This is a genomic window from Actinocrinis puniceicyclus (genome assembly GCF_018283645.1).
Lineage (GTDB): Bacteria > Actinomycetota > Actinomycetes > Streptomycetales > Catenulisporaceae > Actinocrinis > Actinocrinis puniceicyclus.
Map to the genome: position 1 here is coordinate 1 of NZ_JAGSXH010000012.1, position 12,456 is coordinate 12,456.

The window sequence follows — 12,456 nt, forward strand, 5'->3', positions numbered from 1 at the left end:
GGGATGACCTGAGCGCCGCTCGGCGGCTGCTGCGCGGCGCGAGACCGGGCGGCGGCGGCCTGCGCGCCAGCGCCCCCGGCGACACCCGCTGCCGCACCGGCACCGGCACCGGCGGCAGCGGGTCCGACCGGCGCCGGCTTCGCCCGCTCGGCGCCCTGGGGCGACGCGGCGCCGTTCGCGACGGCGACATTGCCCTGCTGCGGCGGACGGCTCGGCCACACGGCATGAGGTGCGGCGTGCGCGCCTGCCCCTGCCCCGGCCGCGATATTCTCCTCGGCGGACAGCGCGGGCAGCACCACCGTGCCCTCACTCGGGTTCACCGGCAGCCGCACGGTCGTGCCGTCCTGCTTGACACGCACCGCCGCGCGCAACCGGGACGCCAGCTCGCCGGCCAGCGGCCGCAACTGCGGATCCTTCGCCAACGCCGCGGTCGCCACGGCCCACAGCCGGTCCGAAACGCCCGGCGGGCGCTGTGGCGTGGCGGTCTGATGCGCGCGGAAGACCTCCATGGCGTCGCGGCCGCGGAACGGCGGATGCCCGGTGAGCAGTTCGTAAAGCATGATGCCCGAGGCGTAGATGTCCACTGCGGCGGTGGCCTTGCGACCCGAGATCACTTCCGGCGAGAGGTAGTACGGCGTGCCGACGACCTGGCTCGTGCGGGTGACCGACGGCGCGTCGGCCAACCGCGCGATCCCGAAGTCGGTCAGCAGCGGCCGGAAACCGCCGACATCCGGCTTGAGCAGCACGTTCGCGGGCTTCACGTCCCGGTGAATGATCTTCGCCGCGTGGGCGACGGCGAGCGCCTCCGCCACATCGGCGACCAGCAGCGCGGCCTCCTCCGACCCGAGCGTGCCACGCGCGCGCAGGTAGGCTCGCAGGTCCGGGCCGTCGACCAGCTGCATCACCAGCGCCAGCACATCCCCCTCGACCACGAGGTCGCGTACTGACACCAGCGAGCGGTGTCTCAGGCCGACCAGCGCGGTACGCTCGCGCAGGAACCTGGTGACCACGTCCGGGTCCGCGGCGAGTTCCTCCAACAGCACCTTGACGGCAACCGCCTCGCCGGTGTCCCGAACATGCCCCCGCCACACCGACCCGAAGGCCCCGCGCCCCAACTGCTCATCCAGCTCGTATCGGCTGCCGATCGGCTGACCCACGAAACCTCTCCCCCAGTTGTCGACTCGGGCTGGCGCCGCCGCGGCGCAGCGGACAACGCAAGGTCACACTAGTGCCGCCACCGCTTCCGGTGGGATCGCCCCATGGTTTCGTACCCAACCTGCTACAGGAGCCCGGCGACGCGCCGAGCGCGTACGTCGGCGGTTGGTGCACCTTGGCGGCTCATGCGCTCAGGACGGTGGTGTCCGGCTCTGTCTTCAGCCCTCGGCGCATATGCTCTCGGATACCGTGACTACCGGCGAGAATTGACCGGACATCGAACCGTGCCACCCCGGCAGCGTTCGAAGAGCCGACATCGACAGCCTGGGTTCTCCCCATCCTGATAAGGCAGCGCGCATGCAGATCCGACTCTCCGTGGCCTCGAACCGTGACGAGGCACGCGAGGAGGCCGGACTTGACTGCGTAGACGCAGTCGTCAAAGTGGCGGCCGGCACGCCGTTCAGCGCCGCCGCCGGGGCGCTGCGGGCACAGGCAGGGTTGACGGACGGCCGGTTCTACGCCGGCACGGAGCCGGTGCGCGACGACACGCCGCTCGGGCTGCCTCCGCTGCTGGACGGCGCCGTGCTCACGGTCGGTGTTCCGGGCGCGCCCACGACGCTCCCGGGCGGCCTGGAACTGCACGTCGTCGGCGGCCCGGACGCTGGAGGCGTGCACCTGATCGCACCGCCCGAGCCGGGAGCGGAACCGGTGCGGATCGCGATCGGCCGCGGTCCGGCCGCGCAGGTGCGCGTCGAGGACCCGGACCTGTCCCGGCTGCACGCCGAGCTGCTCGTCACCGCCGACTGGGTGCGGCTTCGCGACGCCGGATCCACCAACGGGACCACCCTGGACGGCACCCCGGTCGGCGACGAGCCGGTGCTGCTCCTGCCCGACGCCGTCGTGCGTCTCGGCGAGACCACCCTCATGCTGCGATCCGCGAACGACCCGGCCGAAGCGGAACCGGACCGGCTCGGGCGCGTGCGGGTGCGTACCGAGCGGCATGTGCCGGCCGGCCTGCCCGCGCCGCGCATCGACCTGCCGCCGCTGCCGGCGAACCGCGGACTGCCCGCGCGCCGCCGCCGCGCCGCGGCCGCGTTCGAGCAGACCAAAGCCGCCACGGAGAAGCAGATCGCGGACGCACTGGCGGCCGAGGCCGCGCTGCGCCGCCGGCGGCATCCTGACCTCGCCGCGCTGCTGACCGCGGCGATCCGGCCCGAACCGGGACTGTGGTCCCGCGATCCGGACGGCGCCGGCCTGCTGGAGCTGCGGCTCGGGACGGCGCGGATCGCGTCGCGGGTCACCGTGCGCTCCGGGCCGAAATCCTTCCGCCCGCGCGTTCCCGCCGCGCCGGTCACCGTCGACCTGGAGTCGGCCGGGGTGCTCGGCCTGGTCGGCCCGCGCCCGCAGCTGACCCGGCTCGCCCGCTCGCTCGTGGCCCAACTGGCCGCCGGTTGCGCGCCGCGCGACCTGGAACTCGTGATCCTCTGCGGCCAGGAGCCACAGCGCTGGCGGTGGGCGCGCTGGCTGCCGCACCTGATCCCGCAGGACGGCCAGGACTGCCGGGCGCTGGTCGGCCTGGACACGGCCCAGGCCCAGGCCCGGGTCGCCGAACTGCTGGGCAGGCTCGAAGCCCGCGAGGCGGAATCGGGCGCCGGCCCGCACACCACTGGGTCTTCGAGCGCGTTCGGGCAACCGTGGCGCGCAAGGCGCACCGTCCTCGTGCTCGATCCGGCCTCGGCGCTGTCCGGACTGCCGGGCCTGCAGCGGCTCCTGAACGACGGACCTCAGTTCGGCATTCACGCGATCGTGCTCGCCTCACGTCCCGCGGAACTGCCGGACGCCACCGGAGCGATGGCGACGCTTGGCGGCGACGTGCACACGCGGGTGCGGCTGGAGCGGCCGGACGCCGCGGCTTTGGAGAACATCATCGCCGACCTCGCGTCCGCGCAGTGGGCGGAACGCCTCGGCCGCGCGCTCGCCCCGCTGCGCGAATCGGACGACTTCGGCGCGCCGCAACTGCCGGAAGAGGCGCGGCTGCTGGCGCTGCTGGATCTGGATCTGCTGACTCCGGCCAAACTGGGAGCGCGCTGGGCGCTGCGGCCGGCCAGCGCGGAGCTGACCTTCGGCGCCGACGACCACGGTCCGGTGCGCGCCGATCTGACGGGGCAACACATCCTGGTCGCGGGCGCGGCGGGCTCCGGGGTGTCCGAGACGCTGCGCTCGATCACGTGCGCGCTGGCGGCGGTCAACCGGCCGCAGCACCTGCGCGTCACGCTGGTCTCCGGCGGCGACGGCCCCTCGCTCGCCGACTGCGCCGCGCTGGCGCACACGAGCGCGCATCTGCCCGCGCAGGCGCCGCCGGACGACCTGCGCGCGCTGTTGGACCGCCTTGAGGCCGAAGTCGAACAGCGAGTTCAGGCGGCGCGGCGCCGGGCCGTCGAGGACCCGTCGGACCTACCGCACCCGCCACACCCGCCACACCCGCCACACCCGCGACTGCTCATCGTCGTGGACGGTTTCGACGCGCTGGCCGCCGCTCATCCGTGGTTCGCCAAGGGCCTGGCCGCGGTGGCACGCGACGGCCGGGACCACGACGTGCATCTCGCGATCGGCCTCACCCTCGAAGACCCGCAGGCGGTACGCCTGCTCGACGGCGAGTTGTGTGACGAGGCGCAGATCCGCATCGCGCTGCGCACCCACGGCGTGGATGAGTCCCGCAGACTGGTCTCGCTGTCCGCGGCCGCCTCGATCCGCGCCGAAATGCCCGGCCGCGCGCACCTCGCGCTCCCGGACGGCCGGGTGCTGCCGATGCAGGCCGCGCTGATCAGTGGCCGTATGCCGTCCACCGCATCCAGCCGGGCGAGCGCGATCCGGCTGGAGTGGACCGAACTGGGCAACCCGCTTGCGCGCCGCCCGGGCGACGCTTCGCCGGGCGCCGCGCCGGGCGGCCCGACCGACCTCGCGCTGCTCGCCGAGACGGTGCGCCGGGCCGCCTCCCGCTAGTGCGCCGGAAATCCGTCGCATGACTCTGCTCGACCTGGCTGCGCACGTCCGGTCATCCGCGCCCGGCTGGCAAGGCGCCGGAACACCCTCGCGGTGCTCAATCAACGCAGTGGGTCGTCTGTGGGCGTTTCGGCAACGCGGCCAGGCGGGATGCGGGGGCCGATTTTCACGGCGGATTTCCGGCGCGGGACACCAGGCCAGGCCTAGGTACAGCCACCGTGCATTACGTCAGCGAGCCGGTCCGCAGCATCGTGCGCAGGACGCGCAGCGCCACCGACAGGATCGACAGATCGAAGCTGTCCGCGCTGCCGATCTCCTCAAGGACCGCCTGCGCCCGGTCCACCGCCGCCTTGTTCTTCGCCACCCAGGTGGCGAAGCGGGCGTCCGGTTCGGTCTCGCCGGGCGCCGCGGCCAGTACCTCGAAGGTCAGCGCGGCCTGAGCGCTGTACAGCTCCTCGCGCACGGCGGCGCGGGCCATCGCCTGCCAGCGGTCCGTGCGCGGCAGGGCATTGATACGGTCCCGAAGCACGCCGATACGCAAGCGGTCCAGGATGTCGAAGTAGCACTCGGCCACCTCGATCGGAGCGCGGCCGCTGTCCCAGGCGACCTCGACGATGTCGAGGGCCGAGTAGGCGGTCGAGAGGGTGGCGCCCCGGGCGGCCAGGTCCTCGGGCACCCCGGCGTCGAGCAACTCCTGCTTGGCCGCAGCCAACTGGTCGAAGTCCGCGCCCTTGAGCAGCTTGGGCAGCTGCGCGACCACTTCGGCGACGCCGGTGTGGAACGACTCGGCCTGGAGCGCGATGTCCAGCGGATGCCGGCGGTTGAGCAGGAACCAGCGGGACGCGCGCTCGGTCAGCCGCCGCGCGGCCAGCCGCATGCGCACCTGTGTCTGGGCCGCGACCCGGTTGTCCAGCGCGTCCACGGCGGACCAGTACGCGGGCATGTCGAACACGGCGCGGGCCACGATGTGCGCGCGGGCGATCTCCTCGGCCGACGCCCCGGTCTCCTCGCGCATCCGGAACACGAAGGTGGTTCCGGTGTTGTTCACCATGTTGTTGACGACCTGAGTGGTGATGATCTCCCGGCGCAGCGGGTGCGCCTCGATCCGGTCCCGGAAGCGCTCGCGCAGCGCGGTGGGGAAGTAGTGGATCAGGTCGCCCATGAGGAACGGGTCGTCCGGCAGCTCCGAGCCCAGCAGCTCGTCTTCCAGGGTGATCTTGGTGTAGGCCAGCAGGACGCACAGCTCCGGCTGGGTGAGCCCGAGACCCGCCTGGCGCCGCTCGCTGACGGCGCGCTCGCTCGGCAGGAACTCCAGTTCGCGGTTCAGGTGCCCGTCCGCCACCAGCTTGCGCAGGTAGCGGGCGTGCACGTTGAGCAGCGAGGACGCCTGCGCCATCGCCGAGGCGAGCGCGACGTTCTGGCCGTAGTTGTCGGCCAGTACCAGCCCGCCCACCTCGTCGGTCATCGCGGCCAGCAGCGCGCCGCGCTCGGACGGGTCCAACTGCCCGGCGGCCGCCGCCTGGTCCAGCAGGACCTTGATGTTGACCTCGTGGTCGGAGGTGTCCACGCCGGCGGAGTTGTCGATCGCGTCCGTGCAGATCTTCCCGCCGGTGCCGCCGGCGCCGTGCAGCGCGAACTCGATCCGCCCGAGCTGGGTGCAGCCGAGGTTGCCTCCCTCGCCCACCACCTTGACCCGCAGGTCCGCGCCGTTGATCCGGATCGCGTCGTTGGCCTTGTCGCCGACGTCGGCGTTCGACTCGGCGCCGGACTTGACGTAAGTGCCGATGCCCCCGTTCCAGAACAGGTCCACCGGCGCGAGCAGGATCGCCCGCATCAGTTCGGCCGGGGTCGTGCGCGACGGCGAGCCGTCGATGCCGAGAGCGGCGCGTACCTGCGCGGTCAGCGGGATCGACTTGGCGGTGCGCGGGAAGACGCCGCCGCCCGCGGAGATCAGGCGCTTGTCGTAGTCGGCCCAGGAGGAACGGGGCAGTTCGAACAGTCTGCGGCGTTCGGCGTAGGAGAGCGCGGGATCCGGCGCGGGATCGAGGAAGATGTGCCTGTGGTCGAACGCTGCGACCAGCTTGATGTGTTCGGACAGAAGCATGCCGTTGCCGAACACGTCCCCTGACATGTCGCCGATGCCGACGACGGTGAAGTCCTGTCGCTGCGTGTCGATGCCCAGTTCGCGGAAATGGCGCTTGACCGACTCCCAGGCGCCGCGCGCGGTGATGCCCATCGCCTTGTGGTCGTAGCCGACCGAACCTCCGGAGGCGAAGGCGTCGCCGAGCCAGAAACCCTTGCCGCCGGGACCCCACACGTCACACTCGGCCGCAACCGCGTTGGCGGTGTCGGAGAACGAGGCGGTGCCCTTGTCGGCCGCGACCACCAGGTACGTGTCGTCGCCGTCGAAGCGGACCACGTCGACGGGCGGCACGGCCTTGCCGTCCACCAGGTTGTCGGTGATATCCAGCAGGCCCTTGATGAACGTCTTGTAACACTCGACGCCCTCGGCGAGGAACGCGTCGCGGTCCGCCGAGTCGACCGGGCTCTTGACCACGAAACCGCCCTTGGCGCCGACCGGGACGATCACGGCGTTCTTCACCATCTGCGCCTTGACCAGGCCGAGGATCTCGGTGCGGAAGTCCTCGCGCCGGTCGGACCAGCGCAGTCCGCCGCGGGCGACCGCGCCGAAGCGCAGGTGGACGCCCTCGACGCGGGCCGAGTAGACCCAGATCTCGTACTTGGGCCGGGGCTGCGGCAGGTCGGGCACGGCCGCCGCGTTGATCTTGAACGAGATGTAGGGCTTCGGCCCGCCGCCTGCGGCCTTCTGGTAGAAGTTCGTGCGCAGCGTCGCCTCGATCACCGCGCGCAGCGAGCGCAGGATGCGGTCCTCGTCGAGCGAGGCGACCGCGTCCAGCGCGCCCTCCGCCTCCTCGACCAGCCCGTCGATCAGCTCGCGGCCGGCCGCGGCGTGCGCCGGGTCGAAAGAAGCCTCGAACAGCTTGACCAGCAACCGGGCCAGGCCGGGATTGCGGCTGAGCACCAGTTCGATGTACTCCTGGCTGAACGGGGTGCCGCCCTGCCGCAGGTACTTGGCGTAGGCGCGCAGCACGGTCACCTGGCGCCAGGCCAGCCCGGCGCGCACCACCAGCGCGTTGAAACCGTCGTTCTCGGTCAGCCCGGACCAGGCGGCGGCGAAGGCGGCGGTGAACCGCTCCCGGGCGGCCTCGTCGCGCAGGGACTCGGGGTCGGCCACGCGCAGCCCGAAGTCGTAGATCCACGCCGCGTCGCCGCACCGCCGGCTCAGTTCGTACGGGTGCTCGTCGAGGACTTCGACCCCGAAGCGCTGGAGGATCGGGAGCACCTCGCCGAGCGGGATCATCCGGCCGACCCGGAAGATCTTCAGGCTGTACTGCTCGGGCGGGGCGCCGGGCCTGCGGTAGACCGCCAGCGAGGAGTCGGTGGTGTCGTCGGAGTGGATCGCCTCGATCCGGAACAGGTCCTTGACGGCGTTCTCCGGCGGGAAGTCCGCCTTGTAACCCTCCGGGAAGGCGCCGGCGTAGTCGCGCAGCAGTTCGGCGGCGCGTTCCGGGCCGACCGTATCGCCCAGTCGCGCGGCGAAGTCGTCCTCCCAGGTGCGGATCGCGGCGGTCAGCCGGCGTTCGATCAGCTCCGCGTCGACGACGGGCAGCCGGTTGCCCGGGGCCACCCGCACCACGAAGTGCAGCCGGGTGAGCACCGACTCGGTGGACCGGACGGTGTAGTCCACGACGGCGCCGTCCAGCTCGTCCAGCAGGATGCGCTGGAGCCTGAGCCGCGCGTCGGTGGTGTACCGGTCCCGCGGCAGATATACGAGCGCGGAGAAGTACCGGCCGTACTCGTCCTGACGCAGGAACAGGCGCAGACGCCGGCGTTCCTGGAGGTGAAGCACGGAGCCGGTGATCTCAGCCAGCTCGTCCACCGGGATCTGGAACAGGTCGTCGCGCGGGTACGACTCCAGGATCTGTAGCAGGTCCTTGCCCGAGTGCGAGGTCAGGGCGTATCCGTGGACGTCGAGGACCTGGCGCACCTTCTGCCGGATGACCGGAACGCGCTGCACCGACTCGGAATAGGCCGCCGCCGAGAACAGACCGAGGATGCGCTGTTCGCCGACGACCCGCCCCTCGGCGTCGAACCGTTTGACGCCGATGTAGTCCAGGTAGCCGCGCCGGTGCACGGTCGCGCGCGAGTTGGCCTTGGTCAGCACCAGCAGCCTCGGCTCGCGCGCCTTGGCCCGGACCTCCTGCGGCAGCTTGGCGAAGGACCGGGAGGAGCCGTGCGGCTGGTCGGAGCGCAGGATCCCCAGGCCGGTGCCCGTGACCGGGCGCAGCGAGTCCTCACCGTCGACCTGTTCCAGGGTGTACTCGCGGTACCCGACGAAGGTGAAGTGGTCGTCGGCGAGCCACCGCAGCAGTTCCTGGCCGGCGGTCACCTCGTCGTAGGAGACGCCGGCGCGCTGCGCGGCGCGGCCCTGCTCGGCGTCCAGGCCCTCGGCTATGGCGAGCGCGGTGGCGCGCATCTTGGGCCAGTCCTCGACGGCCTCCCGCACATCGCGCAGCACCCGGCGCAGGTCGGCCTCGATCGAGGCGAGCCGGTCCGGGTCCTCGGGCTGGCGATCGATCTCGATGTGCATCCAGGACTCGGTAAGCGCCCCGGCCGGCGTCTGCTGCGGCGGGTCGGCGTCCGGCAGCGAACGCAGCCGGCCGACCAGATCCCGCTCCACCGCGAACACCGGGTGGAAGACCACATGGATGCCGTGCCCGAGCCGGCTCAGTTCGGCGGTGACGGAATCGACCAGAAAGGGCATGTCGTCGGTGACGATCTCCACCACGGTGTGCGTGGTGGCACCGGTGGTCCAGCCGGAACGTTCGGGTGTGGGCGTGTACACGCGGATCTTCGCGGTGCCCTGCGGCCGGTTGGCCGCCAGGTCGGCCGAAGACCGCACCGCGCCGAGCAAGTCGGCGCAGGTGCGGTCAGCGAGATCGTCGAACGGGACGTGCCGGTAGTAGCGGCGCAGGACCGTTTCCGCCTGCGCTGGATCAAGAGGCGCCGATCCGGTTTCCGCCTGTCCGCCCGCCCCCTGCCCCGCGCCGCTGCCGCCTTCGGCCTTCCGCGCGAGTAGCGCGGCCTCCTCCAGCAGTGCGGCCTTGGCCTCGTCCAGCTGCGTCACCATGTGCTCGCTCCTACGGCCGCGCGCCGTTGCGCGGCTCATCCCGGTTACGAGCTTTAGGCTACCCGGCAGTCTGGAGCGCCGGACGCGGATTGATCGATCATGTTGTCATTTCCGGGTTGCGAGATCCTACAGAGTGAGACGGCGCTCACATCGTGTTCACACCGGCGCCGACCGCGAGCGGCGGACGGACCGTGCCGGTGCCCGGGACGGGCCGCGCCGGATCGTGATCGAGCTCGATGATCCGGTTCTGCGTGTCCACATGGACGATCCGCGGCTTCGCCGAGCGCGCCGCACGGTCCTCGATCTGCTGATAACTGATCAGGATCACCAGGTCGCCGGGCTTGATCAGGTGCGCGGCGGCGCCGTTGATGCCGAGCACGCCCGAGTCGCGCTCGCCCTCGATCACGTAGGTCTCCAGCCGCGCGCCGTTGGTGACGTCCACGATCGCCACCTGTTCCCCGGGCAGCAGGTCGGCGGCATCCATCAGCGCGGCGTCGACGGTCACCGATCCCACGTAGTGCAGGTCGGCCTGGGTCACGGTGGCACGGTGGATCTTGGACTTGAGCATGGTGCGGTACACGTGCGCTCCTTGTGTTCCGGATGCGTTCCAGTCGCCGTGCGGGTACCGGACGCAGGGGTCGTACAGGTGCGGTTCTACGGGGCTGAAGCCGAGCCGGTCAGAGCAGGTCCGGCAGTTCCTGTGTGGCGAACCAGAGTAGGTCGTAGTCCTCGGCGCCGTCCACGGCGAACTGGGCGTCCTCGTCGCCGTCGTCGGCAGCCCGCACCACCAGGGCCGCCTCGGCGACGGTCGGCTCCGCGATGGCGTCGTCCACGTGGAACGAGGCGATGTCCCGCAGCGGCACGAGGCCGTCGATGCGTACCTGACCGGGCTCGACGCCCTGCTCCCGGGAGACCGGCGTGCCGACCGGGGTGACGACCGCGTCGAACAGGTCCGCGGCCACCACCACCCGGCGGCGCGGCGCGAGGGGATCGGCCGCGAGCAGCCTCAGTGCCCCGCGCGCGGCCTCCGTCATCGCAGCGTATTCGAGCTCTTCTTCGTCGCCCTCGGTGTACCACTCGCGCAACGCCGGGGTGACCGCGTAGCCGGTCAGCGGGCCGGGGCCGAGCTCGCCGCGCTTGGACAGCTCGGACAGAACCGGCAACGTCGCCGGGATGTACACGCGCATCGTGTCGGGTCCCCTCCGCCGTGGGTGGTGTGCGGGCCGGCCGCGGGCCCGCGCTCTACGCTACTGCGCGCGAACCGCCCAGGAACGCCGCCGTGGTCTGCCGAGCCGTCGCCAGCACCTCGGCGCGCCGGCTGGGATCCATCAGGTTCGTACCGAGCGCGGCCAGGTCCTCCGGGCCCGGGCACAGGATGACGACCCGGCTTCCGCCGCGCCGCACCTCACGGGCTTCGAGCAGCATCTGCCGGGTGACCCGGTGCCGGTAGCCGCGCTCCAGCCGGCCCAGGGCGGTGCGGGGCCGGTCGTAGCCGCGGGCGGCCATCGGGGCGACGACGTAGATCTCGTCCAGCGGCCGGCCCCCGGGCAGCGCGTCGGCGACCAGCAGGTCCAGGCTCGTGTTCGAGAACGCGCCGCCGTCCACGAAGCGGCGGCCGTCGATGACCGCCGGGGTGAACCAGCCCGGGATGGAGCACGAGGCCACGACCGCCTCGGCGAGGCCGACGTGCGGCGCCCCCGGCTCGCCGAACACGACGCGTTCGCCGGTGTCGTAGTCCATGGCGACGATGCGCACGCCCGGATGCGGCGACCAGGCGCCGGACGGGATGACCTCCTCGACCATGCGGCCGATGTCGCCGAGCGAGCCGCGGCCGGGCGGCAGGAAGGCCGAGAGCACCACGGTCTTCGGGTAGCGGCGCGGGTGCCGGACGGAACGCGCGATCAGCTTCGGCGAGCCGATGCCGCGCTGGGGCCGCAGCGGGACCGCCCCGCCGGCCGCGTTGTCGTAATCGAACACCTGCCCCGCCAGCGGGCCGTCGAGGACCGCCTCGGCGAGCTGGTGCTGATACAGGTCCTGGGCGCTCGCGCCCGCGCCGACCAGCGCGGCGATGATGGCGCCGGCCGAGGTGCCGATGATCAGTTCGGCGGTGCGCGGGTCGAATCCCAGCTCCTCGTGCACGGTGGCCAGGGCTCCGATCGTCCAGGCCGCGCCGAGTGTGCCGCCTCCGCCGAGCACGAGGCCCCTGCGTACTGCTTCGCCCACTCCTGCTCACCGTCCCTACGACGCGCTCGCTGCCGTACTGATGCCCGCGGCGGAAACGGGCCTCACCTGCCGCCCTGTTTCTCGAGAGCCGGCCGCGCGGCCCGCCGCGCCGCGAACCGCACTCCGAACAGCGCTTCGAGTTCACCGATTGTTTCCGCGTAGGAGCGGTGGTGTACTCCGGTGATGCCCAGGTCCGCGGCGGCTCGCACATTACGCTCCAGATCGTCGACGAACACCGCCTCCGCCGGCGCGACGTCGAGCAGGCCGAGGGTGTGCAGGTAGATCTCCGGTTCGGGCTTGCGCATCCCGACCTCCCCGCTGATGACCACGGCGTCGAACAACTGGTCCCATTCGTCCCGCAGGTAATCGTTGCCCCACGAGTTGGACAGCAGCGCGGTGCGCAGCCCGGACTCCTTGGCCCGCCGCACCGCGTTGACCATCGCCGGAGCGCGGGAGAATCCGGCGAACATGCGGCCGATCAGCCCCTCGGCCGGCACCGGCACCCCGCAGAAGCGGGTCAGCCGCTCGGCCAGCGCCTGCTCGAAGTGCTCCACCTGCAACTCGCCGCGCTCAAGCGCCGCGATCGGGTCGAAGACGTTGAGCGCGGCCAGGCCCTCGTCGTGAAAATCGCGGATCGCCCGCTCATATCCGGCGGCGTCGATCCCCTCGGCGGCGTACCATCCGTCGAGGGCGGTCGCGAGCGGGGAGGTCAGTACCCCACCCCAGTCCACGATCAGCGCCTTGAACCCGGCACCGGATGTGGCACCGCCGGGCGCGGCGTACTCGGACATTTCGAACCTGGCGCCTGTGGACATATCGCCGCCTTTCGCCATCCGACCGCTCGGGTGGAATGCCGCCGATCG

General features: G+C 71.9%; 7 protein-coding genes. 1 reads left to right on the forward strand and 6 read right to left on the reverse strand.

What is annotated here, in order from left to right; genetic code table 11:
- On the reverse strand, positions 1–1,157 hold a 1,157-nt coding region (locus KGA66_RS05470; RefSeq protein WP_211465197.1), incomplete at its 3' end, for a serine/threonine-protein kinase.
- Positions 1,158–1,512: 355 nt separating this feature from the next.
- On the opposite strand from KGA66_RS05470, the gene KGA66_RS05475 reads away from it, so the two are divergent.
- On the forward strand, positions 1,513–4,158 hold the full coding sequence (locus KGA66_RS05475; RefSeq protein ID WP_211465199.1) for an FHA domain-containing protein: 2,646 nt from the start codon (positions 1,513–1,515) through the stop codon (positions 4,156–4,158).
- A 223-nt stretch (positions 4,159–4,381) separates the two neighbouring features.
- Here KGA66_RS05475 and KGA66_RS05480 read toward each other — a convergent pair whose 3' ends face one another.
- The 5 genes from KGA66_RS05480 to KGA66_RS05500 form a co-directional block, all read right to left on the reverse strand.
- Positions 4,382–9,370 (reverse strand): NAD-glutamate dehydrogenase, encoded by a 4,989-nt coding sequence (locus KGA66_RS05480; RefSeq protein WP_211465201.1) that lies wholly within the window; start codon positions 9,368–9,370, stop codon positions 4,382–4,384.
- Positions 9,371–9,515: 145 nt separating this feature from the next.
- Entirely contained in the window at positions 9,516–9,950 is a 435-nt protein-coding gene (gene panD, locus KGA66_RS05485) for an aspartate 1-decarboxylase (RefSeq protein ID WP_211465203.1), read from the reverse strand.
- Between the two features lie 97 nt (positions 9,951–10,047).
- Positions 10,048–10,557, reverse strand: a complete 510-nt coding sequence (locus KGA66_RS05490) for a DUF6912 family protein (protein ID WP_211465205.1) — start codon at positions 10,555–10,557, stop codon at positions 10,048–10,050.
- Positions 10,558–10,612: 55 nt separating this feature from the next.
- On the reverse strand, positions 10,613–11,593 hold the full coding sequence (locus tag KGA66_RS05495; protein WP_211465206.1) for a patatin-like phospholipase family protein: 981 nt from the start codon (positions 11,591–11,593) through the stop codon (positions 10,613–10,615).
- 62 nt (positions 11,594–11,655) lie between these two features.
- Entirely contained in the window at positions 11,656–12,408 is a 753-nt protein-coding gene (locus KGA66_RS05500; RefSeq protein WP_211465207.1) for an HAD family hydrolase, read from the reverse strand.
- Positions 12,409–12,456: the final 48 nt, after the last annotated feature.